Consider the following 23,745-nt stretch of genomic DNA (forward strand, 5'->3'; position numbering starts at 1 on the left):
ATGCCCTGTCGTCAGCATGGATTGACCGGAGGCAGACCGGCGATGAAGCGGCGCACTTCCTCGGCCGCCTGCTCGGCCGCGTAGGTCACGGTGCGTACCGACGCGCCGGCGATATGCGGCGTCAGCGTCACGTTCGGCAGTTGCAACAGCGGCCAGTCGGCAGGCACTGGCTCGACGGCGAACGTCTCCAGCATAGCACTGCCGATGTGTCCCGAGACGAGCGCCTCGTAGAGCGCATCGTAGTCGACCAGCGGTCCGCGCGCGGTATTGACGAAGATCACGCCGGGCTTCATCCGGGCGATGGCGTCCTTGCCGATCAGGCCGCGCGTCTCCTCGGTGACCCGGGAATGCAGCGTGACCACATCGGAGCGCGATAGGAGATCGTCCAGCGCAACCAGTTCGACCCCGGCATTGCGGTCCTCGGCGTTCAATTGCACATAGGGATCGCAGACCAGGATGCGGCAGCCGAAGGCGCGCAGCAGCCGTACCAGCCTGGTGCCGATATTGCCGTAGCCGATGACGCCGACGGTCATTTCGTTGAGCTCGCGGCCGGTACGGTCGGCGCGGTAGAGATCGCCGCGCCACTCGCCCTTGCGCAAGGCTTCGTGGCCGACGCGGATCAGCCGCGTTTCGGCGAGAATGGCGCCGATGGTGAACTCGGCTACGGCGCTGGCATTGCGGCCGGGCACATTGACAACGGTAATGCCGTGGGCCTTGGCGGCGGCCATGTCGATGTTGATCGGTCCGCCGCGCGAGACCGCAACCAGCTTGAGCGTGGGCAGGCGCTGCATCATGCTTTCGGAGAGCGGCGCAAGCTGGGTGACGAAGATTTCGGCGTCGCCGATGAAATCCACCACCTCGTCGGGATCGCCGAAATACTCCTTGACCTTGTCCAGACCAAGCGCGGCATTGCCGAATTGCATCGGCTCGTCGGGCCAAGCGGTCTCAATGCTGCGGATGTCGAGATTGTCGCCGCAGGCCGCCTCGATTTTCTCGCGAAACACTTCCGGAAGCATGAAGCGGTCGCCGATGATCGCAATTTTCTTGGGCATGCTCTTCTCAATTCACGTCGGTTTGCCTGGACGCGGCCATCGAGCGCCAGACCGGCCGCAGCGCCTCATGCGCCAATGTGTAGGACGGAGCCATCGCCTCATAGGCAGCGGCAAGTTTCCGATCGCTGGGTTCGGCCGTACGGAGCAAAGGCGTGACCCATTCGCTGACGCAATCGTCCATCGATGCGTATTGGCCGACGCAGACCGCAGCAATCATTGCGGCGCCCGCAGCACCGGCCTCCTCGCGTTCGCTGGTGCGAATGTCGGCTCCGACCGCAGCACCCAGGATCTTGCGCAGAGCCGGGCTCCTGGCCGCTCCGCCGGTCAGGCGGATTTCCTTGGGCAGTGGCCCCATGGCGGCGTAGCAATCGCGTGCCGCGAAAGCCAGCCCCTCGAACACCGCGCGGACCATGTCGGCATAGCCGTGCCTGGACGAAATGCCGATGAAGCCGGCCCTGGCATTGGCATCGACGAACGGCCCGCGCTCGCCGGCCTCCGAGACATAGGGCTGGTAGAGCAGCGAGCCTGGCTCGGACGACGATATCCACTGGTCGACCAGCGCGATCATCTCGCCATTGGTCCGCGTAATACCTTGCGAGGCGAGAATGCCGGAGGCGAGGCCAAGGACCCAGTCGATATTGAGCGTTGCCGCCATGTTCGACTGCATCTGCGCAAAGACGCCGGGTGCCGGCATCGTCATCGTGTAGCCGGTTGCAGCCTCGTTGAGCAGAACCTCGTCCGGCGTTTCGGCAAGCCGCATATGCATTCCGGTGGAGCCGATGATCGAGCATCCCGGCTTGCGTTCGCGATCGAACAGGCCGGCGCCGAGCGCCGTGCAGGCGACATCGACATAGGCCAGAACGACCGGTGTGCCGGCGAGCAGGCCAGTCGCATCGGCTGCTGCCACCGACAGCGAGGTGCTTTGCCTGGTGCCATCGACGATGGGCGGCAACAGATGCCGGAGATCGGTGACGCCGAGTACCTCGAGCACATCATCGCAATAGCCGCGCGTGCGGAAGTCGCCGAAGGTGAAGGTGCCCTCGGACGGGTCGGTGGCGCGGTGGCCGGTCAACTTGAAATAGAGCCAGTCCTTGCAGTGGAACGCCGTCGCTGCATTGGCAAGCATCGCGGGCATGTGGCGCTTCATGAACACGAACTGCGATCCCTGCTGGCAGGCAGCGAGCCCGCTGCCGGTCTTTTCGAAGCGCAGCCGGTCCTCCGGCCGCGCGCGGATCTCCTCGACGACCGCGGCAGCGCGCGCGTCGAGCCACAGCCAGCCCTTGGCAACCGGCTCGCCATCCTTGTCGATCAGCCAGGTACCGTCGCCCTGCCCGGTCACGGCGATGGCAATGGTCCGGCTGGCGAGATCCGGCACCTTATCGGCAAGCTCGCGCAAGGTCGTCGCGGTATCGGCCCAGGTGCGTGTCAGGTCCTGCTCGGCGCCGCCGCCCGGCAGTGTCTCGTATTTATTGGGCAGCGCGGCGGACGCGATCTGCCTGCCCGCCGTGTCGAAGGCGACGGATTTTATGACAGACGTGCCGGCGTCGATGCCGATCAGCACATCCTGCATCAAGCAAGCTCCGTGCCGTGCGAAATGGCATTGCCGCTCGCCTGATCGAAGACGTGAAGGTTTTTCGGATCGATGCTGATCTTGATCGGCGCGCCAAGCTCCAAGCGGGTTCGGTCATGTTCGACCAGGACCAGCGAACCGCCGGCGAAATCGGCGGCGATATGGGTCTGGTCGCCGAGCCATTGATTGGCCGAAACCGTCGCCGGCACACCATCCTTCGAGCGGCGGACCGCATAGGGCCTGACGCCGATGACGACGCGCTGCCGGTTGAGCAATTCGTCGCGAACCGGGCCGCTGAACGCATCCTTGTCGTAGTCGAGCGAAAGCCCGTCGGGCAGCTTGAGACTGATCTTGCCGGCAGCCGTGCCGACATAGGCCTCGAAGACATTCATCGGCGGCTCGCCAACGAAGGTGCCGGTGAACAGGTTTGCCGGCCGCTCCTTGAGCCTGTCAGGCGTATCGAACTGCTGCAGCACGCCGCCCTCCATGACGGCGATGCGGTCGGCCAGCGCATTGGCCTCGGTCTGGTCGTGGGTGACCAGGATCGCGGTCAGGCCGCGCTCCTTGATGAAATGCTTGATGCGGCCGCGCAGCACGGCGCGAAGCTGCGGCTCGAGCTGGCCCATCGGCTCGTCCAGCAGATGCAGGTCGGCCTCGCGGATCAGCGCCCGGCCGAGGCTGGCGCGCTGCTGCTGGCCACCGGAGATCGAGCTCGGATAGCGCTCGAGAATGTCCTCGATCTCAAGCAACTTGGCGATATTGGCAACCTTTGCATCGACCGCACTCTTCGCCAGCCTGGCAGCCTTGAGGGCGAAGGCCATGTTCTCGCGCACGGTCAGCGGCGGATAGAGCGAATAGCCCTCGAAGGCCATCGCGACGTTGCGCTTGACCGGAGGCAGCATGTGCACTTTGCGGCCGGCAACCGAGATGCTACCGCGCGAGACCTCTTCGAAGCCTGCGATCATGCGCAACGTCGACGTCTTGCCGCAGCCGGACGAGCCGAGCAGCGCCACGATCTCGCCCTTGGCGATTTCCATCGTCAGGTTCTTGACGGCGTGCACGCCGCGATCAATCGGGCCGTAGAACTTGTCGACGCCCGAAACGGTGATTGCGCTCGGGCTCATGCCGCTTCTCCACTGCGCAAATTGACGACGTTTTTCGAGCCGATGCGCTCGCCGCTTGTGCGATCGAACAGCAGGGCGCTTTTGCTGTCGACGGCGATGTAGACCTTGCCCTCGGATTGGCCCGGTGTCCCGGACGGACGCGAAACCAGGATTTCACGGCCGCGCACGGTGCGCACCAGCGTGACGATCTTCTCGTTGAGCGGCGTCTCGGCCTCGACCGTCACCGGGATGGCGCCGGGCGTGCGTTCATCGACAAACGCCAGCGCCTCCGGCCGCAGCCCGATCACGCAGTCGCGGCCGACCGCCGCCTCATGCGCGCCGGCAAGATGGACCTGGACGTTGGACAGGCCGACATAGATGCCCTTGGCGTCCCGCGCCGGCTTGACGTCCAGAAGGTTGATGGTCGGGTCGCCGAACAGCCGGGCAATCTCGACGTTGGCCGGCTCGCGATAGATCTGCTCGGGCGTGCCGAGCTGTTTGACGACGCCCTGCGACATCACCGCGATGCGGTCGCCGAGCGCCATCGCTTCCTTGTAGTCCTGGGTGACATAGATGACGGTCGCGCCACGATCCGCCAGCAGTCTTGGCAATTCCAGCCGCATTTCGAAGCGCAATTTGGCATCGACGTTGCGCAAGGGATCATCGAGCAGCAGCAGCGGCGGCGAGCCGACCAGGGCGCGGGCAAGTGCGGTGCGTTGCTTCTGGCCGTTGGACAGCGCCCGTGGCTTGTGGCTGAGCACATGGCCGATTTTCAACAGCTTGGCGACGCTCTCGACGCCGGTCTTTATCGTGCCTTGCGATGAGTGCTTCGCCTGCAGCGGCGTCGCAATGTTATCGAACGCCGTCATATGCGGGAACAGCGCGAAGTTCTGAAATGCCATGCCGACGCCGCGGAACTCGGCGTCGAGATCGGTCATGTCCTCGCCGCCGATGAGTATCTTTCCCTCGTCGGGGTCGATGACGCCGGCCACCAGCCGCAGCAGCACGGTCTTGCCGGCGCCGGACGGCCCGAACAGGACCAGCGTTTCGCCGTCGGCGACGGTCAGCGACAGATTGTCGAGAACAGTCTGGCTTTTATAGCGCTTGACGATGTTTCGCAGTTCGAGGCTTGCCATCGGACTATCCTTTCACCGCGCCAAGCGACAGGCCTTCGACGAGATAGCGTTGCGCATAGAGCGCGAGCGCCAGCGTTGGCGTGATCGACAGCACGATCGCCGCCGAGATCTGGCCGTACTGGATGCCCGAGGAGGTGATGAAGGCGAGCGCGCCGACCGTCACCGGCTGCTTGTCGGCCGAGGCGAGCACCAGCGCAAAAACGAAATTGTTCCAGGCAAAGATGAAGGCGAGCAGACCGGCAGCGGCAATGCCTGGGCCGGCGAGCGGCAGCGCGATCTTGCGGAAGGTGGCAAACCAGGAATGTCCGGCAATGCGGTAGGCGTATTCGATGTCGGCGGGAATGTCCTCGAAATAGCCGCGCACGATCCACAGGATCAACGGCAGGCAGATCAGCTGATAGACCCAGATCAGCCCGATATAGGTGTTGGCCAGCCCGAGCTTCTGGAAATAGAGGGTGAGCGGCAGGAGCACCAGCAGCGCCGGCGCAAACCGGAACGACAGCAGCGTAAAGGCAATGTCCTCCGAGCCGCGGAATTTGTGCCGCGCAAAGGCGTAGGCCGCCGGAACGCCGAGCAGCAACGCGACGGCAACCGAGGTGACCGACAGGAAGACGGAATTCCAGAGGTTGCGCATGAAGGCGATATCGAGCGTGCCGGCCGCCGTCATCAGCTTGCCGGTGATCAAGGCAGTGTAGTTGGCGAGCGTCGGCTCGAAGACAAGCTGCGGCGGAATCCGCAGGATTGTCTCGTTGGTCTGGAACGACATCATCAGGATCCAGACGATCGGGAACATGAAGAAGATCACGACCAGCGCCAGGGCAATGCCGCGCAGGATGCGTTCGAGAAGCGAGGTGTGTTCCACGCCAGCCTCCTATGCCTGGCCGCGGGCGCGTTCGCGCAGCCGCAGCCAGTTCTTGATGAAAATGTTCGAGAGGAAATAGGTGATCGCCCACAGGATGATCATCAGTGCCGCCGAGCGGCCGACATTGGTCGACTGGAAGAAATTGAGATAGGCCTCGACCTGGAACACGGTCAGCGTGTCGCCCGGACCGCCCTGCGTCATGGCGTAGATGATGTCGAACTGCTGGATGGAATCAAGCAGGCGGAACAGGGTCGCCGTCAGGATGTAGGGGGTCAGCATCGGCAGTGTGATGCGGAAGAAGACGAAGCTGCGTGGCACGCCGTCGAGTGCTGCCGCCTCGAAGGGCTGCGTCGGCAGGCTGCGCAGGCCTGCAAGCAGCAGGATCATGATGAAGGGCGTGTAGACCCAAATGTCGACGAGCACGACGGTGAGCAGCGCCGTCGACGGAGACGAGGCCCAGCGGAAATCCTGCAACCCGATCAGGCTGGCGAGATAGCTGAGCACGCCGAAACCGGGATTGGTCATCAGCTTCCACATCAGCGCGGCGAGCGCCGGCGCCGTCATCAGCGGCATCAGCAGCATGATCGAGATGAAGTTGTTCAGCGTCGAGCGCTTCTGCAGCAGCATGGCGATGCCGAGACCGAGAAGCAGCTCGAGCACGACGGTGATGCCGGCGTAGAGCAGCGACACCTGCAACGTGTTCCAGAACTTCGGATCGGTGAAGAAAGAGATATAGTTGTCGCCCCAGTTGAACTGCCGCGCCCAGGGTTGGCTCAACCGGTAGCGCTGGAACGAATAGATCACCGACGTCAGGAACGGGATCAGGATGCCGATGCAGACCAGCAGGGCCGGCAGGCTGAGGAGATAGGGCAGCACCCGCTTGCTGATCCTGAAGCCCGACGGCCTGTTTCTTTGTATTGTCGCCGCAGTCATCGGCTGCTCCGTCATCCTGTTGCTTCGCCGTCCCGGCCGCCCAAGGGAGCAAGGCGGCCGGTCGGGCGAGCAGGCGGCACCTTTCGGGACCGCGTCGCAAACGTATCACATCTCAAAGGCTGGCCCGCGGACGGGTCAGCCTTGGCCGCGGCTTAGCCGAGCCCGGCTTCCTTGAGCTGGCTGTTGATGCTCTCGGCCAGCTTGTCGAGGCCCTCGTCGACCGGCACTTCCTTGGCCACCATCTTCTGCAGCGTCGCCGCCCATTCGGTGGTGAGATCGAAGAACAGCGGCTGCGGGGTGAACTTGATGCTGGCGCCCGGCGCCGAGACGTCGAACATCTCGACATAACCCGGATAGCTCTTGTTCAGCTTCTCGCGGAACATCTCGTCGTTCCAGACCGACTGACGAACCGGATTGACGAAGTCCATCTTGGTCGCACCGAACAATGCATGCTCGGGTCCGGATGCCCATTGCATGAAGTACCAGGTTGCGTCCTTGTCCTTGGAGAAGTTGGACATCGACAGCGACCAGATCCAGATATTGGGCGTCGGCGCCTTGGCGGCAGGATTGGCCTTGAATGCCGAAAAGGCGAGCTTGCCGGCCATCTTGTTGTCGCCGCCATTCATGAAGTAGCCAAGGATGTCGGCGTCGTAAATCATCGCCGAAGCACCTGCACCGAGATCGGTGCCGACCTGGTACCAGGTGTAGGTCGACCAGTCCTTCGGGCCGCTCTCCTGGATCATCTGGACCCACTGCTTGTGGAAAGCCTTGGATTCGGCGGTGTTCATCGCGGCCGACAGCTTGCCGTCAGCCGAGACGTTCAGGTCCTTCTGGTCGAAATTGGCGTAGGCCGACAGGAAGCCCGGGTGGATCGTTGCCCAGGAGCGCGAGCCGCGCACGCCGATGCCGTAGACGCCACCGCCGACGTCCTTGGTGAGCTTCGCCGCCGTAGCGACCATCTCATCCATATTGCCGGGAACGCTGACGCCGACCTTGTCGAACATGCCCTTGTTGTAGGTGATATTGTTCTGCTCGAAGCCCCACGGAATGCACCATTGCTTGGCGTCCGCCGAACCGAGCGCGCCGCCCGGCTGGCCGTTCCAGGCGCAGGAGTTCTTGACGCCTGGCAGGAAGTCGTCCCAGGCATATTTCGGGTTGGTCTTGGCCGGATCCTTGATCCATTCGTTGAGGTCGGTGATCCAGCCGGCCGGGCCGTAGGTCCAGGTCATGTAGGCGCCGGTCATGAAGGCATCGTATTCGGGCGAGCTGGCCGACAGCGCGGCGGTAACCTTGTCGAAATAGACGTCTTCCGGGAATACGTCATAGACGACTTCCATGCCGGTCAGCTTCTTGAAATTGTCGAGGTTGGCGATCATCGCATCGGCGTAAGGATGCTTGTTGAGCAACAGCTTGATGGTTTTGCCCTTATGCGCCTGCCAGTCGAAATCAGCCGCCAGGGCGCGGGTCTGCCCGAAATTGAGCAGTGTGCCGGCGGTGCTGGCGGCAAGGCCCATTGCACCGAGGCCCTTGATCAGCCCACGGCGGTCGACTTGTCCACGCAGGAATGCGTCGATGAGGTCTTTCTCTTTCTCATGCATTTCTCTTCTCCTCCACAGGGTAGTTTCAACGAAATGGTTCCCGGCTACCCGACCGGCGTCTGTTCCACGAGCGATCGCGCCGTCCGCTCGTCGGTTATCAAGCCTTTGAGATAACGGCCCTCCAGCACTGACTTGATGGCGCGAACCTTCACCTTGCCGCCGGCGACGGCGACAATCCTGCGGTTGCTGATGTCTTCGCGCGCCAGTGCCAGCGCCCGGTCGGAAAGCGTCGTCGCAACGGCCTTTCCGGCATCGTCGAAGAAATGGCCGAGCAGTTCGCCGACACCGCCGTTGCGGCGGATCTCCTCCATCTCGCCCTTCTCGATCATACCGGTGGCGACAAGCGAGGCCTCACGTTCGGCGGTGCCGATGCCGGCGATGAGCAAGTCGGCGGACTTGGCGAGGTCGAAGACATCGCTGACGCCTTTCTGCCCGAGCAACACTGTTCGATCCTCGACCGTGTTGGCGAACATCGGTACGGGCATCACATAGGCCTCCGCACCAGTCCGCTCGGCGACGCGGTGGATGACGTCATGCGGGTTGGCCGAGAACTTGCGCGTCAGGCCGCCAAGCAGCGAGACGAAACGGATCCTGCCGGCCGATATGCGCGGCAGATATTCCACGCAGGCGGCAAGCGTGCGGCCGTGGCCGACGCCGATCAGCGCCTCTTCGCCGCGTTCGATCTCGCGCTTAAGAAACTGCGCGCCAGCAATGCCGAGCGCCTTGAGCGGCAGGTCTTCGGCATCGAAGTCCGGAACCACCTCGCAGTAGTCGAGGCCGTACCGGCCGGACAACTCATCCTCAAGCTCCACGCATTCTGAGACTTCGCCGTCGATGTAGACTTTGACCAGGCCTTCCTGATTGGCCTTGGTGATCAGGCGATGCGCCTTGAGACTGGTCAGGCCAAGCCGTTTGGCGACCTCCGACTGGGTCAGGCCGCCGGCATAGTGAAGCCAGGCGGCACGGGCTGCCATTCCGGTCTCATCGTCGCGCAGCAGGCCGTTGCCAAAACCAACCATTTCCGCCCTTTGATATTTTTATCAGTTGCTGCAAAATTTTTCACAAGGCGTCGCCCGAGTCAAGCAACCGCTGCGTTTAAATCTCCGGCCAGGAGCTTGCCGGCCGGGGCCGAATAGGGCCGTGCTAACCAACGGGCAAGAAACAACACCGACCGCGCGCTATTTAAAACGTTTGCAATTTCGCTTGAAGTGATTACAAACGTTTCAAACTTCGTTCGGGAGGAACGATGCCGGCCCGCGTTACCACCCTCAAGGAACTTGCTGCGCAGCTCGGCCTGTCGATTACCACCGTTTCGCGCGCCCTTGCCGGTCACGAGCAGATCGCCTTGAAAACGCGCCAACGTGTCACCGAGGCTGCGCATCAGGCCGGCTATGTGCCGAACACCGCAGCCCGCACGCTGGTCTCCGGCCGCAGCGGCTTTGTCGGCATGGTGCTTCCGATCCGCGGCCCCAATCTGGTCGATTCCTTCCTCGGCGAATTCGTCACCGGGCTCGGCGAAGGGTTGGTTTCGCACGGCTCCGACCTGATCCTGGCCGCAGCGGCGCAGGGCCAGTCGGAACTTTCCGTGCTTCGCCATGTCGTCGAATCCGGACGCGCCGATGGGGTCGTCGTCACCCGCATCGCCGAGGTCGACGAGCGGCTTGCCTATCTGCGTCACCGCAATTTCCCGTTCGTCGCGCATGGCCGGGTGCTCGACGGCGACTTTGCCTACCATTGGCTCGATACCGATGGCGCGCACGCATTCGGCGAGGCCTTCGACATGCTCTACGATCTCGGACACCGCCATTTCGGCCTGGTGACGATTTCCGAGCCGATGACATTTCGCCATCTCAGACAGGACGGGCTCGCCGCGGCGATCGCCCGCCGGGGCGATCCGTCCGTCAGGCTCGATGTGGCGACGGCGCCGCGTTTCGATCGCGGTGCCCGCATCCAGGCAATCATCCGGCTTCTGCACGCCACCGAGCGGCCGACGGCGATTGTCGCGCTGTTCGACGAGCTGGCGCTGACTGTGATGGAAGAGGCGGGGCGCGCCGGACTTGCCATTCCTCGCGACCTTTCGGTGATCGGCTTCGACAACATAGCCGCCTCCGCCTATGCGCCGCCGGGGCTGACCACTTTCGACGCCTCGATCCGCCGGTGCGCGCGCGAGATCGGCGAGATGCTGCTGACCGTCATCGGCGACAGGCCGGACGCGCCACTGACGCGGCTGGTCCGGCCGACACTTGTCTCGCGGGCAAGCCATGGCCCGGCACCCACAGGACGGAACTGACGCCTTAGCGGCGCACAACCAGGGAGGAAGACGACGATGAATGCGTTGAGGACATTGGCAGGTGCGGTGCTGGCGTTGTCGCTTGCTGCCGGCGCAGCACAAGCCCAGCAGGTGTTGTTCTGGTCGACACAGGCGCGACCAGTGGAAGAGACACAGAAGATGCGCAGCGAAGTGCTGAACGGGTTTGACGGCCAGGTCGACTATCAGGTCGCCGAGGACGGGCCCTGGCTTACCCGCCTTCAGGCCGAACTGCAGGCCGGTTCCGGCACCATAGGCGTGCTCGGCGGCCTGCACGGAGACTTCTCCACCGTCGGCGCGAACCTTGTCGATCTCTCTGGCATCGATCTCGGTCGCGTCAAGGTCAACGAGACCTACAAGAAGCTCGGTATGCTCGGCACCGGCGAGCAGAAGTACCTGCCATGGATGCAGGCCACCTTTCTGATGGCGGCCAACAAACAGGCGCTGCAATATCTGCCGGCCGGTACCGATCTCAACACCATCACTTATGACCAACTGATCGAGTGGGCGAAAAACATCGCTGAAAAGACCGGTTCGCCCAAATTCGGTTTTCCGGCCGGCCCGAAAGGGCTGAAGCACCGTTTCTTCGAGGGTTTTCTCCTTCCATCGTATACCGGCTCGATGGTGACGAAGTTCCGCTCGGCGGAGGCCGAGACGGCGTGGAACAAGTTCAAGGAATTGTGGCAATACACCAACCCGAATTCGACCAACTATGCCTTCATGCAGGAGCCGCTGCTGACCGGCGAAGTCTGGGTGGCATTCGATCACGTGGCGCGCCTCGCCGACGCCTTCAACCAGAAACCCGACGAGTTTGTCGCCTTCCCGGCGCCGGCTGGCCCGGCAGGCCGCGGCTACATGCCGGTGGTGGCCGGTGTCGCTATCCCGAAGACCTCGCCTGACATGGACAAGGCCAAGGCGCTGGTCGCCTATATGCTGAAACCGGAAACCCAGATCGCGACGCTGAAGGCGACAAACTTCTTTCCCATCGTCGACGTCAAGCTGCCCGACGAGATGCCGGCCTCGGTGAAGGCCTTCAGCCCAGTGATCGCCACCATGACCGGAGCTCCCGATGCGTTGCCGGCGCTGCTGCCGATGGGACTTGGCGGCCTCGGCGGCAAGTTCAATCAGATCTACACCGACAGCTTCGAGCGCATCGTGCTCGGCGGCGAGGATGTGCACGGCGTGCTCGACGAACAGGCGACGGCGCTGAAGGCGATCATCGACCAGGCAAAGGCGCCATGCTGGGCGCCCGACAAGCCCTCGCAAGGCGCCTGCCCGGTCGATTAAGAATCCTCCCGGGCGTCCGGATTTCCAGCGCGCCGGGCGCCCACCCCTTTTGAAGCTTCGAATAGAGAGCGCTCCATGCACAGCAAGGCCCTGCCCTATCTGCTGCTGACGCCGGCGACGCTGTTCCTCTGTGTCTTTTTCCTCTACCCGTTCGTGTTGGTCGCCTTCGAGGCGTTCACCCGCGACGGCGGCTTTACGCTCGACAATTTCCGCACCATGGCGGGCAGCTGGAAGTTTCCGGTCACTGTCCGCAATACGCTGCTGCTGAGCGCCATCGTCGTGCCGATCCAACTGGTGATGGCGCTGCTGATGGCAACGGTGGTGTCGCGGCTTGAAACCGGGCGCAGCGCTGCGCTTTACATCTTCGCTATTCCGCTCGGCATATCCGATCTCGCCGCCGGGCTGATCTGGCTCGCCATCTTCGACCAGTCCGGCTTCCTGAACACCTTGCTCTCCAATCTCGGCGTCATCGACAGGCCGGTTATGTTCCTCGGCTACCAGAGCAAGCTGACGATCTTCATCGCCGTGGCGCTGGCCGAGATCTGGCGCGCGACCGCCATCATGATGGTCATTCTGGTCGCAGGCATGGGGCTGATCCCCCGGGAATACTACGAGGCGGCGGAGGTTTTTGGCGCTAGCCCGTGGAAGCGCTTCATCAAGATCACGCTGCCTCTGCTGCGCCCAAGCCTGCAGACGGCGATCATCCTGCGCGTCATCCTTGCCTTTGAGGTCTTTGCCGTGGTTGCAGCACTCGGCGGCACCAATCTGCCGGTGCTGATGGGCGAGACCTACAATTGGCAGTTCACGCTGCAGGACCACAATGTCGCCGCCGCCATGGCGCTGTTCATCCTCGCCATCTCGATCGGCTTCACGCTGTTCTTCCTGCGGGTGCTGCGTGTGCCGAAGGAGACTCGCATATGAGCACTGTCGCGGAGCTCTCGATTGCCGCGCCTGAGGCCCGCAAAGCCGGCAACTGGTTGCTGGTCGCAACGGTCATCCTGCTTTGCGTCTGGGTGCTGCTGCCGATCTATCTGTTGATCGTCAACGCGCTGTCGTCGCCGGAAGAGGTGACCGCCTTTCCCAAGCGCTTCTTCCCGTCATTCGATTTCGGCAGCCTTTCTTTCTTCATCAATTTCGCCGGCGTCGCCAAGGCGCTGTGGAACTCCGTTCTCGTCGCCACGCTGACGATGCTCCTCTCGATCGGCTTCGGCGCACCCGCGGGCTACGCGCTGTCGCGCTTCGAATTCCCGGGCAAGGAAACGTTCCGTTTCCTTGTGCTGATGACCCGCGCCTTCCCGCTGCCGCTGCTGGCGCTGCCGCTGGCGGTGATGTTCATCCGCACCGGCCTCGACGACACCGCGATCGGGCTGGCGCTGGTCCACACCACGCTGGCGCTGCCGTTTGCGGTGCTGATCACCTTCTCGCTGTTCTCCGGCATTCCCGTCGAGCTGGAGGAGGCGGCCTGGACGCTCGGCTGCACGAGATTGCAGGCATTCCGAAAAGTCATTCTGCCGCTGGCGCTGCCGGGCATCGCGGCGTCGGCGGTGTTTGCCTTCACCATCTCCTGGAACGAGGTGTTTGCTGCCGCAGTGCTCACCATAGAGAACCGGACGCTGACCGCCTTCCTGTTGCAGAGCCTCGGCGAATCGCCGCTCTACCTCAAATTTGCCGGTGGCGCGGCACTGGTCATTCCGGCGCTGATCTTCATCTTCGCCGTTCGCAAATATCTGTTCGCCATGTGGGGGATCGCCAACCGATGACGCGCACAAAAGAGAACGCCGATGGCTGAGATCGTCATCAAGCAGGTGGCAAAACGTTTCGGCGGCTTCACCGCGCTGCATTCGATCGACCTGACCATCGCCGACCAGGAATTCATGGTGCTGCTTGGCGCCTCGGGTTGCGGCAAGACCACGCTGCTGAGGATCGTCGCCGGGCTGGAAACGCCAAGCCAGGGCGAGGTCTGGATCGGCGGCCGTCGCGTCGACCATCTGCCGCCGCGCGAACGCGGCATCGCTATGGTGTTCCAGAATTACGCCGTGTTTCCGCACCTGACGGTATTCGAGAATATCGCCTTCGGCCTGCGCATGAAGAAGCTGCCGCAGCAGGAGGTCGACGGGCGCGTCAACCGCACCGCCGAGCTCATGCATATCGAACAGCTTTTGAAGCGCTATTCGGGCCAGCTTTCCGGCGGTCAGCGCCAACGCGTGGCTGTGGCCCGGGCCCTGGCGATGGAGCCTGACGTGATCTTGATGGACGAGCCGCTGTCCAACCTAGACGCGCTGCTGCGGCTCGAAATGCGCGCCGAGCTCAAAGGTGTGCTCGCGGCGTCCAAGACCACCACCATCTACGTTACCCACGACCAGGTCGAGGCGATGAGCCTCGCCGACCGCATCGCCGTCATGCATCAGGGCCGTATCGTCCAGGCCGCCTCGCCGGTAGAGGTCTACCGCAATCCGGCGGCCCGCTTCGTCGGCTCCTTCATCGGCAACCCGCCGATGAATTTCATCCCGGCGACGAAGACGGCCGACGGCAGTTGGACCGTCGCCGGGCTGACGCTGCCCGGCCCCAAATCGGACAAGCAGACGATAGAATTCGCCATTCGCCCCGAGGATGTGGACGCCGGCAACGAAGGTATTAACGCCACCGTGCGCGTTGTCGAGCCGCTCGGACCGCACACGCTGGTCACCTGCGACGTCGAGGGCGGCCTGTTCCGCGCCATCCTCGAATCGAATGCCACGGTCGCCGTCGGCGATCACTTGCGGCTTTCGCCCAAACCCGATCGCATCCGCTGGTTCGATCCCGAAACCACCAACGCCCTTTGATCCCCTTCGATTCTGAAAGTACGAACGCCCCGATGATATCTCTTGCTGTCGACGAAACCATCGCCCGCGCCGTCGAGGTGCTCAGGGAAAATGACCAAGGCACCTATACCATACCGACCAAGGGGCTCTACCCGTTTCAGTGGAACTGGGATTCCTGCCTGACCGCGCTCGGCCTTGCCCACTATGACGAGGCGCGCGCCTGGACCGAGATCGACACGCTGTTCGCCCACCAATGGCCAGACGGCATGGTGCCGCACATCGTCTTCCATGTCTGGAGCGACGGCTATTTCCCCGGGCCGGAGGTCTGGCGAACCAACCGCCCGACTGCCACCTCCGGCATCACCCAGCCGGCGGTCGCCGGCTTTGCCGTGCGCCGCTTGTTCGACCAGGCCAAGGACAAGGCCCTGGCGGCCGAGCGCGCCCGCGCGCTGTTGCCGAAAATCGATGCCTGGCACCGCTGGTTCTACGAAAATCGCGACCCGGACGGCGAAGGGCTGGTCGCCATAATCCACCCATGGGAGTCCGGCCGCGACAACTCGATCGACTGGGACGAGGCGTTCGAGCGCGTGCCGACCGAAGGCGTCGAGCCCTACACCCGCCGCGACATCCTGCACGCCGATCCGGCGCATCGTCCAACCAAGGCACAGTATGACCGCTATGTCTGGCTGTTGCAGCATTTCCGCGGGCTTGGCTGGGATAATGCCCGGCTGCACGATGCCTCGCCATTCCAGGTCGTCGATCCCGGCTTCAACGCCATCCTGATCCGTTCCGCCGCCGACCTTGCCGATCTCGCCGAGGCACTTGGCGAAACCGAAATCGCAGAAGCCAATCGCGCCCGTGCCGAAAAGGGGCTTTCGGCAATGGAACGGCTGTGGAGCGACGCGCATGGCCAGTACATTTGTTTCGACCGAGTGGCCGGAAAGCATGTTGACAGCGCGTCGGTCGGCGGCATTCTGTCGGTATTTTCGGCCATCCCGGAAAGCCGGGCAGCGACCATCGCTGCAACGATCGAGCGCATCGCCGGCAAAGCGCGTTACATCGTCCCGTCGCACGATCCTGAGGATGGGCGCTTCGACCCAAAGCGCTACTGGCGCGGCCCGGTCTGGCTGGTGGTCAACTACATGATCGCCGACGGCCTTGCCGCCGCCGGCCACAGCCAAATCGCACAACGGATCACGCAATCCAGTCTCGAGCTGATCGCCGAGAGCGGTTTTGCCGAATATTACGATCCCCTCAGCGGCGAGCCGCTCGGCGGCAATCGCTTCACCTGGACCGCGGCAATGGTGATCGAGTTCCTGAAGGGCAGAGCCTGAACGCTTCCGCCTAGGCCGCCGGCTACCAAAGCCCGTTCTGTCTGCCGAATAACAGTCGACCCCATTTGCGTCTGAGGCATGTCCCGGCCCATCAAAACAGGGCCAAGGCATGCCAATCTTCACCGTGCCAGAGCTATAATAATTCTTCACAAACCGCTATCTATACTGCGTCGGGGCGGGGAGAAGCGCGGCTTGGAATTCGATCTGAAAACCATTGAGGCGCTTGCTCCCGATCAGGCGTCGCTGAGCGCCGCCTCCAAGCTCACCAAACGAACGAACTGGCCGCGGCTCGAAAAGCATGAGCAGCAGGCGCTCATCTGGGGCGAATGCCAGGGCTCCGGCTCCAATCCTTATCGAGTGGTGGTCGACACGGGTGATCACGGCTACAAATGCACCTGCCCTTCGCGCAAATTCCCATGCAAGCACACTCTGGCCCTGATGTGGATTGCCGCCACCGCGCCAGCCAGTTTTGCCGCTGCCAATACCACGCCGGAATGGGTGAATGACTGGCTTGGCCGACGCAGGAAGACAACGCCACAGCCGGCGCAACCGGTACCCGGTGCGGAAGCCAAGCGCATCGGCGAAGCCTCACAAGCCGACGAGAGCACCGCCATTGAAGACATCGCGGCGCTGGAGCGTCGCGAGGCGGCGCAGCGCAAGCGGGCGGAAAGCACACGAGAAGCAGTGTCGGCTGGGCTCGATGAGCTTGACCAGTGGATTGCCGACCAGTTACGGCTCGGTCTGTCCGGGTTTGTCGACGCCAGCAGCGACCGTTGCCGGCGGATTGCTGCGCGGCTGGTCGATATGAAGGCAGCCGCGCTCGCCGGCCGTATCGACGAGATTCCGTCGCGGCTGATGGCGCTGCGCAGCGAGGAACGGTCTGATGCGGCAATCCGCGAGCTCGGCAAGCTCGTGCTGCTGGCCAAGGCGTGGCGGTCGGAGCCCGACGACCCCGAGCTGAAGCGCCTCGTATCAACGTCGGAACCCCGCGAACAGGTTCTCAGCAGTCCGGATGCAAGACAGGTTGAAAGCCTCTGGGAAGTTCTCGGCGAGAAGATCGAGAGCCGCCGCGATGGTCTGGTCAGCCATTCGACCTGGCTGCTCGATTTGAAAAGCGCCACCCCGCAATTTGCCGTGCTGCTCGACTTTTTCCCGGCTTCGGCCGGGCGCCGGTCCAACGCTTTTGCACCAGGCGACCGTTTCAATGCCCGACTGGTGTTTTATCCATCACGCCTGCCGCTCCGCGCCCTCGTGGTGGAGCGCATGGGGGAGGTTGTGCCCGGCGCGTGGCCCGATTTTGCTTTTGGCACCGCAAAGGATCCGCTCGCCACGCATGCTTCCCATCAGGACGCCGCGCCCTGGATCGCCGATTGTCCCCTCATGCTGCCGCCCGGTGCTATCCTGCTCGACGATCGGGGCACGGCATGGTGGCAGGCGGAGGATGAACCGCAGGGGATCGCCTTGCCGATCGCCGGCGCGGTAGATCAAACCTTGCTCGGCCTCGACCTTGCAGCCACGGCAGCGCTCTGGAACGGCGCCCGGCTTGAGCTTCTGGCGGCGCAAAGCGAGTTCGGGAGGCTTGATCTGGCGTGAACGAAAGCGAGCAAACAGGCCTGGCGGCAATGCGCGATTGCTGGATCACCGGCGGTGCTACGTTCGATCTGGCTCCGGCCGGATGGAAGGCAATCGCCGGCGGTGCAAGTCCCGACGAACAGGAGCGCCGGCTCCTGGCAATCGCAGCACAAGCGCTCGACGTCGCGCTGCGGCCGGCCGCGCCGACGACACTCAAGCGTCGTCCGCCGCTGCCCAGACTTGCCCTGCCCATTCTGCCGGCACGATTTCGGCCGTTGTTGAGAGCCGCTCTGAAGCACGCCGCCGACGCGAGGCGAAAGGCACGCGTGGCGGCGCTCGTCGCCAGCCGCGGCTTTGTGCTCCATCCCATGGACTGGATGCCCTCGGATCAGAACAGCCCTGACGTCTACGCACCATGGGTAGACTGGCAAGCAAGCATGAACGGGGAAAGGCTTGCCCCACAAGAGAAACTGACTGCGGAAAACTGGGATGAGTTCTATCCCGCCGCGCGACGCTTGGCCCTTGCCGATATGCGCCGTACTGACCCGACATCGGCTCGAATGTTGATCGAAGCCAAGGCGTCGGGCGAACCGGCGGAAGTCAGACTTGCGCTGGTCGAGCTTATGCGCTTCGGCCTGAGTGCCGAGGACGTGCCTTTCCTGAAAAGCCTTTCCGCCGACAGGTCCGGCAAGGTGCGCGAACTGGCTGGCCGGCTGCTGGCAAGATTAGGAGAGCACGTTCGCCCGAGCGACGGTGGACCGGACGATCCCGTAGCCGAACTCGCCGCCTTTATCACTGAAGGCAGATCGGGCTTCATCCGCCGCCGGACGATCTACACTCCAGCAAAACTAAAATCCCAAGCGCAGGAGCAACGCCGCGCCGAACTGTTCGAGATATGCAACCTCGTCGAGGTTGCCGAACGGTTCAACACTACGGAAGCCGAATTCATAGGAGGCTGGCAATTCGGTGCCGACAATAAAGCCGACATCCTGATCGCACGAATGGTCGCCGCCTCAGGGAGCGAAGCCGCCCTTACGCAGATGGCGGATACACTTATCGCCGAAGGCGGCAAACCGGCGCTGTTCGTGCTTCACCTCATGCCGCGCCTGGACAGCCGCAGAAAGCGTGTCCTCATCAGGCTGATCCTCAAGGAGACAACTTATCTTGGCATGATCAACCTGGCGGAAGGCATCGATGTCGACTGGCTGGAATGGGACGACCTGACGAATGGACAGGCGCTCGCCGCACTGCGTTCCGCCGCCGGCGGAAAAGACGACGCCGCGCGGCGGGGTCTCGACGATGTACTGGAGACGATCGGCTTCCTTGCCACCGCGACCACGGCAGCGAAATTGATCGACGACATGGTCGCGGCGGGCGTGCCGCCCGCGGCTCCTTCACTCGGGCTTCTACGTCTCAACGCATCACTGGCGGGGCCTGGAACCAACACATCACCAATCCGGAGAACAGCAAAATGAACGCAGCCATCCGCCTCCCGGTCGAGCAGGCCTACGCTTCGGAATTGCAGGCGCTGGCGCGCGATGACGACCGGCAGAGGCCTGCCGGCTGGAGCCTGTCGCCACAGGCTGTGCTGACCTATTTGCTAGGCGGGAAGGCCGGTGACGGCACCTTGGTAACGCCAAAATATGTCGGTCGCCGCCGGTTGATGGAAACCGCGGTAGCGACGCTCGCCACCGACCGTGCACTCTTGCTGCTCGGCGTTCCCGGAACCGCCAAGTCCTGGGTGTCTGAACATCTTGCCGCCGCCATCATGGGCGACTCGACGCTGATCGTGCAGTGCACGGCCGGCACCGACGAGAACCAGATCCGCTATGGCTGGAACTATGCGCAGCTACTGGCAAAGGGCCCGAGCCAGGAAGCGTTGGTGCCGACGCCGCTCTACCGAGCCATGCAGAACGGCAAGCTCTGCCGGCTGGAGGAACTGACCCGCATGGGCTCAGACGTGCAGGACACGCTGATCACCGTGCTTTCCGAAAAGATGATGCCTATCCCGGAATTGAACACCTCGATCTACGCCCAGCGCGGCTTCAACATTATCGCCACGGCAAACAACCGCGACAAAGGTGTCAACGACCTCTCCTCGGCGCTCAAGCGTCGCTTCAATGTCGTGGTGCTGCCATTGCCGGAAGACATGGCCGAAGAGGTGGCGATCGTCTCCAAACGGGTCGACGAGATGGCTGGCGGACTAGACCTGCCGGTGCCGAAAAATGTCGGCGAGGAGATCGCCCGTGTGCTGACCATCTTCCGCGAATTGCGCTCCGGTGCGACTGCCGACGGCAAGGTGACGCTGAAGACGCCTTCCGGCTCGCTGTCGACCGCAGAAGCGATCGCCACGATGGTTGGCGGGCTCAGCCAGGCGGCGTGGTTCGACAGTGGCAAGCTCGGCGCCGAAGGTCTCGCCGCCAGCCTTGTCGGCGCGATCGTGAAGGATCCGGTGCAGGACAAGGTGGTGCTGGAGGAATATCTGGAAACAGTGCTCAAGAAGCGGGCCGACTATGCCGGCTATTACGCGGCGCTGAACGCAGCGATCTGACGCCATGGGCCACGGCGACATTGCCTATTTCGGGATACACCATCACGGGCCGGGTTCCGCCGACAGCCTGGTGCAGGCACTGCAGGATTTGAACCCGGTCGCCGTGCTGATCGAGGGGCCGATCGACGCCTCTGAGCTTCTGCCCATGCTGGCCCGCCCCGAAATGCAGCCGCCTGTGGCGCTCCTTTGCTATCCGGAGGACGATCCGGCTTCGACAAGCTTCTGGCCTTTTGCCGAGTTCTCGCCCGAATACCAGGCGGCGCTTTGGGCTGTGGGCAATAAGGCGACGTTGCAGTTTATCGACCTGCCGTCATCGGCACGGTTCACCACTGCTGCGATCGGTGGCGCGGAGGACACCGATGCGACCGAAGCTACCCAAGCCCCCGAGGATGGTGACGCGGCTCCGCTTCCGCGTGATCCGATAGCCATGCTGGCACACGCCGCCGGTTATGAGGACGGCGAAAGCTGGTGGTCGGACATCATTGAACAGAACCCGGAACCCGGCCCCATATTTGCGGCCATCGCAGATGCGATGACGACACTGCGGAATGGTGAGGGTCCGATCGCGCAGTTCGAAGCCAAGCGCGAGGCGCATATGCGGCTCGAAATCGCCAAGGCGCGTAATCAGTTCGGCGGGCCGATCGCCGTCGTCTGCGGGGCATGGCATGTGCCGGCGCTGCAGGCCACCCACACTCAGAAAAACGATCAGGTCCTGATCAAGGGAATTGCCCGGCGCAAGAGCACAATGACATGGGCACCGTGGACGGGACCGCGCCTTGCGCTGGGATACGGCTATGGCGCGGGCGTCGTCGCACCGGGCTGGTGCAAGCATCTCTGGCGCACGCGCGGCCGGCGCGATGCGGCGACCCTGTGGCTTGCGACGATCGCCGCCGTGCTGCGGGCGAAGGGTCACCTGATCTCGACCGCTTCGTTGATCGAAGCGGAGCGGCTCGCCCGGACGCTTGCCGCGATTCGCGAACGACCGAAACCCGGATTTGAGGAATTGCGCGACGCCGCGATCGCCGCCCTCTTCAACGGCGAAGCGTTGCTGTGGAGGTTGGTTGAGGCCGAGCTGCTTCTGGGTTCGGACGTAGGGGAAATTCCGCCCGACACACCGCTGGCGCCGCTGATCGAGGATCTGCAGCGTAGCCAAAAGGCGGCGCGCCTAAAACCCGAGGCGCTGGAGCGGGAACTGTCGGTCGACCTGCGAAGCGAGAGCGGGCTGTTTCGCTCGACATTGCTGCATCGGCTGCACGTGCTTGGTGTGCATTGGGGCAGACTGACCGATGCCGGTCGCAGCCGTGGCACCTTCCGCGAGCGGTGGACCCTAGCGTGGGAACCGGAATATGCCGTTCGTCTGGTCGAGAACCTGATCTACGGGCCGACCATCGAAAAGGCTGCCAATGGCCGCCTGATCCAGATGATCGAAACGGCGGCGACGCTCGATACGCTTGCGGCACTGGTCCAGAGCGCCATCACTGCAAACTTGTCGGAAGCATCTACTGCCGGCCTCACGGCGTTGGAGGCACGCGCGGCGCGCAGCAGTGAATGCCTGGAGATCCTGGCGTCGGTGCCGCCGCTCGCCGACATTGTCCGCTACGGCGAGGCCCGCAAAACGCAAACGGACCGGCTGTCCGGCCTCATGGAGCGGCTGATCGTCGAAGGTGCGATCGCGCTTCCCTACGCTGTGCGCGATCTGGATGAGCAGGCCGCCGCGACACTGGTTGGTGCGATGCGCAAGGCCCATGAGGCGATCAGGCTGGTCGAACCCGGCCAAGACGTGCTGGACGGATGGCGCAACGGGCTGGCGGCCGTGCTGGAGGCGTCACGGTCGACGGCGCTGCTGGCCGGGTGCGCCGCGCACCTGCTGTATGAAGCCGGTCGCCTGTCCGCCGAAGCCGCTGCCGGGCTGCTCGGGCGACGCCTGTCACCGGGGACGCCTGTCACTGACGCGGCCGGGTTCTTCGAGGGCTTCTTCAGCACAGCCGGTCAACGGCTGATTTATGACGAGGGTCTGCGCGGTGCGGTCGATGGGTGGCTCAGATCCCTGGACGAAGATGCTTTCATTGCGCATCTACCGCTGCTGCGCCGTGTCTTTTCCAATCTGGACAGCATGGAACGCCGCCGGCTGATCGAAGCGGTCCTCGGCCGCGCGGCGCGCTTGCCGGCTGGCGTGACGCCGACGCCGGATGGCGGCGAGGCATGGCGCCGGCACCTGGGGCTGCTTGGACCGTTGCTCAACGGAGAAACCGGCAATGGATGACGAGGCCGAAATGAACGAACCCGGCCCGCTCACTTCCGATGGCGGAAGGGAGCGCCGCTGGCGACTGGCGATCGGCGCCGATGACGAAACGTCTGGGGCACTTTCCAGCGACGACAAACGGCTTTCGGCGGCACTCGACGCTCTCTACGGCGACGGCGTTAGCGCCGCTTCTGCCGACCCGCGCAAGCGGCGTGGCGGCCTTGGCCGGTCGGCGCCGCGCGTCGCGCAATGGATGAGCGACATTCGCTCCTTCTTTCCGGCGCAGGTCGTCCAGATCGTCCAGAAGGACGCGTTCGAACGGCTGGACCTGAAGCAGATGCTGATGGAACCGGAATTCCTCAAAGCGATCGAGGCTGACGTCAATCTCGTCGCCGACCTGATTTCGCTGCGCTCGGTCATGCCGGCCAAGACCAAGGACATTGCCCGGACGATCATTGCGGATATCGTCGGCAAGCTGATGCAGAAGCTGGAGCAGAAGACCGCCGAGGCGATACGCGGCGCTCTCGATCGATCGAGACGCACCAACCGCCCGCGTGCACGCGATATCGACTGGCAGCGCACTATTTCGGCGAACCTTCGCCACTATCAACCCGAGCATAGGACCATCGTGCCGGAGAAACTGGTCGGCTTCATGCGCAAGCAGCGCCGGCTTGTCGATCTGGATGAGGTCGTTCTCTGCGTCGACCAGTCCGGCTCGATGGCAAGCTCGGTGGTCTACGCCTCGATCTTCGCGGCGGTGATGGCCTCGCTGCCGGTTGTGCGCACGAAGCTTGTCTGCTTCGATACGGCGATCGTCGACCTGACCGAAGAGCTCAGCGATCCCGTCGAGGTGCTGTTCGGCGTGCAGCTTGGCGGCGGCACGGACATCAATCAGGCGGTCGCCTATTGCGCCGACCGTGTCGAACGGCCCACCAAGTCGCATCTGGTGCTGATCACCGATCTCTATGAAGGCGGCAATGGCCAGGACCTGCTGCGGCGACTGGCAGCGCTGGTTCGATCCGGCGTAAATGTCGTCGTGCTTCTGGCGCTGACCGATCAAGGCCGGCCCGGCTACGATCCCACAATGGCAGGCTCGGTAGCAGCCCTTGGTATTCCCGTCTTTGCCTGCACGCCGGATCTGTTTCCGGACATGATGGCTGCGGCCTTACGTCGCGACGATATCGGAGCATGGGCGGCAGGCGCCGACATCAAGGTGGTCCGCGCCGAAACGCAGGCGTCGAGCCACCCATCACCAACTGCCACAGTTTGACAAAACGCGGTCCGCGCCTATGGTCGACCTGTTCCACAGGAGCGGTGCATGGCGACAGCAACCGACTGCATTTTTGGCGGGTTTTCCGCATGTTTTCTTTCCAGCGAAATTCGCGTCAAGCCGCTC

At 63.5% G+C, this 23,745-nt stretch carries 19 protein-coding genes; 11 read left to right on the forward strand and 8 right to left on the reverse strand.

Annotated features, from left to right (window positions below):
- Nucleotides 1-11: 11 nt before the first annotated feature.
- From NKI52_RS10685 to NKI52_RS10720, 8 genes are all read right to left on the reverse strand, one after another.
- Nucleotides 12-1,052 carry a 2-hydroxyacid dehydrogenase gene (locus NKI52_RS10685; protein ID WP_023676021.1) on the reverse strand — a complete coding sequence of 347 codons (1,041 nt, stop codon included), beginning with the start codon at nucleotides 1,050-1,052 and terminating at the stop codon, nucleotides 12-14.
- A gap of 7 nt (nucleotides 1,053-1,059) precedes the next feature.
- Nucleotides 1,060-2,622, reverse strand: coding sequence for an FGGY-family carbohydrate kinase (locus tag NKI52_RS10690; protein WP_023676022.1), 1,563 nt, complete (start codon nucleotides 2,620-2,622; stop codon nucleotides 1,060-1,062).
- Nucleotides 2,622-3,746 carry an ABC transporter ATP-binding protein gene (locus tag NKI52_RS10695; RefSeq protein WP_023676023.1) on the reverse strand — a complete coding sequence of 375 codons (1,125 nt, stop codon included), beginning with the start codon at nucleotides 3,744-3,746 and terminating at the stop codon, nucleotides 2,622-2,624. Before NKI52_RS10695 ends, NKI52_RS10690 begins: the two co-directional genes overlap by 1 nt.
- Nucleotides 3,743-4,861, reverse strand: a complete 1,119-nt coding sequence (locus NKI52_RS10700) for an ABC transporter ATP-binding protein (protein ID WP_023676024.1) — start codon at nucleotides 4,859-4,861, stop codon at nucleotides 3,743-3,745. The genes NKI52_RS10695 and NKI52_RS10700 overlap by 4 nt, the downstream gene beginning before the upstream one ends.
- A 4-nt stretch (nucleotides 4,862-4,865) precedes the next feature.
- Nucleotides 4,866-5,723 carry a carbohydrate ABC transporter permease gene (locus NKI52_RS10705; protein WP_023676025.1) on the reverse strand — a complete coding sequence of 286 codons (858 nt, stop codon included), beginning with the start codon at nucleotides 5,721-5,723 and terminating at the stop codon, nucleotides 4,866-4,868.
- Nucleotides 5,724-5,732: 9 nt separating this feature from the next.
- Complete coding sequence (locus tag NKI52_RS10710; protein WP_352697913.1) at nucleotides 5,733-6,656, reverse strand: carbohydrate ABC transporter permease; 924 nt, start codon at nucleotides 6,654-6,656, stop codon at nucleotides 5,733-5,735.
- Between the two features lie 152 nt (nucleotides 6,657-6,808).
- The gene (locus NKI52_RS10715; protein ID WP_023676027.1) at nucleotides 6,809-8,254 is read right to left on the reverse strand and encodes an ABC transporter substrate-binding protein; all 1,446 of its coding nucleotides are present in this window, start codon (nucleotides 8,252-8,254) and stop codon (nucleotides 6,809-6,811) included.
- A gap of 44 nt (nucleotides 8,255-8,298) precedes the next feature.
- The gene (locus NKI52_RS10720; RefSeq protein ID WP_023676028.1) at nucleotides 8,299-9,273 is read right to left on the reverse strand and encodes a sugar-binding transcriptional regulator; all 975 of its coding nucleotides are present in this window, start codon (nucleotides 9,271-9,273) and stop codon (nucleotides 8,299-8,301) included.
- A 227-nt stretch (nucleotides 9,274-9,500) separates the two neighbouring features.
- On the opposite strand from NKI52_RS10720, the gene NKI52_RS10725 reads away from it, so the two are divergent.
- From NKI52_RS10725 to NKI52_RS10775, 11 genes are all read left to right on the forward strand, one after another.
- Nucleotides 9,501-10,544, forward strand: a complete 1,044-nt coding sequence (locus NKI52_RS10725; protein WP_352697915.1) for a LacI family DNA-binding transcriptional regulator — start codon at nucleotides 9,501-9,503, stop codon at nucleotides 10,542-10,544.
- A 36-nt stretch (nucleotides 10,545-10,580) separates the two neighbouring features.
- Nucleotides 10,581-11,849, forward strand: coding sequence for an ABC transporter substrate-binding protein (locus NKI52_RS10730; protein ID WP_352697917.1), 1,269 nt, complete (start codon nucleotides 10,581-10,583; stop codon nucleotides 11,847-11,849).
- A 75-nt stretch (nucleotides 11,850-11,924) separates the two neighbouring features.
- Nucleotides 11,925-12,770: a carbohydrate ABC transporter permease gene (locus NKI52_RS10735; protein ID WP_352452410.1), complete on the forward strand. Its 846-nt coding sequence runs from the start codon at nucleotides 11,925-11,927 to the stop codon at nucleotides 12,768-12,770.
- Entirely contained in the window at nucleotides 12,767-13,609 is an 843-nt protein-coding gene (locus NKI52_RS10740) for a carbohydrate ABC transporter permease (protein WP_023676032.1), read from the forward strand. The genes NKI52_RS10735 and NKI52_RS10740 overlap by 4 nt, the downstream gene beginning before the upstream one ends.
- Before the next feature lie 21 nt (nucleotides 13,610-13,630).
- Nucleotides 13,631-14,671: an ABC transporter ATP-binding protein gene (locus NKI52_RS10745; RefSeq protein ID WP_352455248.1), complete on the forward strand. Its 1,041-nt coding sequence runs from the start codon at nucleotides 13,631-13,633 to the stop codon at nucleotides 14,669-14,671.
- Between the two features lie 32 nt (nucleotides 14,672-14,703).
- On the forward strand, nucleotides 14,704-15,984 hold the full coding sequence (locus NKI52_RS10750; protein WP_352634425.1) for an amylo-alpha-1,6-glucosidase: 1,281 nt from the start codon (nucleotides 14,704-14,706) through the stop codon (nucleotides 15,982-15,984).
- 192 nt (nucleotides 15,985-16,176) lie between these two features.
- On the forward strand, nucleotides 16,177-17,577 hold the full coding sequence (locus tag NKI52_RS10755) for an SWIM zinc finger family protein (RefSeq protein ID WP_023676035.1): 1,401 nt from the start codon (nucleotides 16,177-16,179) through the stop codon (nucleotides 17,575-17,577).
- A gap of 305 nt (nucleotides 17,578-17,882) precedes the next feature.
- Nucleotides 17,883-19,031, forward strand: coding sequence for a DUF5691 domain-containing protein (locus NKI52_RS10760; protein ID WP_352697919.1), 1,149 nt, complete (start codon nucleotides 17,883-17,885; stop codon nucleotides 19,029-19,031).
- The gene (locus tag NKI52_RS10765) at nucleotides 19,028-20,107 is read left to right on the forward strand and encodes an ATP-binding protein (protein WP_352691221.1); all 1,080 of its coding nucleotides are present in this window, start codon (nucleotides 19,028-19,030) and stop codon (nucleotides 20,105-20,107) included. The genes NKI52_RS10760 and NKI52_RS10765 overlap by 4 nt, the downstream gene beginning before the upstream one ends.
- Nucleotides 20,108-20,111: 4 nt before the next feature.
- Entirely contained in the window at nucleotides 20,112-22,370 is a 2,259-nt protein-coding gene (locus NKI52_RS10770; RefSeq protein WP_352697920.1) for a DUF5682 family protein, read from the forward strand.
- On the forward strand, nucleotides 22,363-23,619 hold the full coding sequence (locus tag NKI52_RS10775) for a VWA domain-containing protein (protein WP_352691217.1): 1,257 nt from the start codon (nucleotides 22,363-22,365) through the stop codon (nucleotides 23,617-23,619). The genes NKI52_RS10770 and NKI52_RS10775 overlap by 8 nt, the downstream gene beginning before the upstream one ends.
- The last annotated feature ends 126 nt before the right edge of the window (nucleotides 23,620-23,745 follow it).

The organism is Mesorhizobium sp. M0590 (assembly GCF_040320905.1).
Classification (GTDB): Bacteria; Pseudomonadota; Alphaproteobacteria; order Rhizobiales; family Rhizobiaceae; genus Mesorhizobium.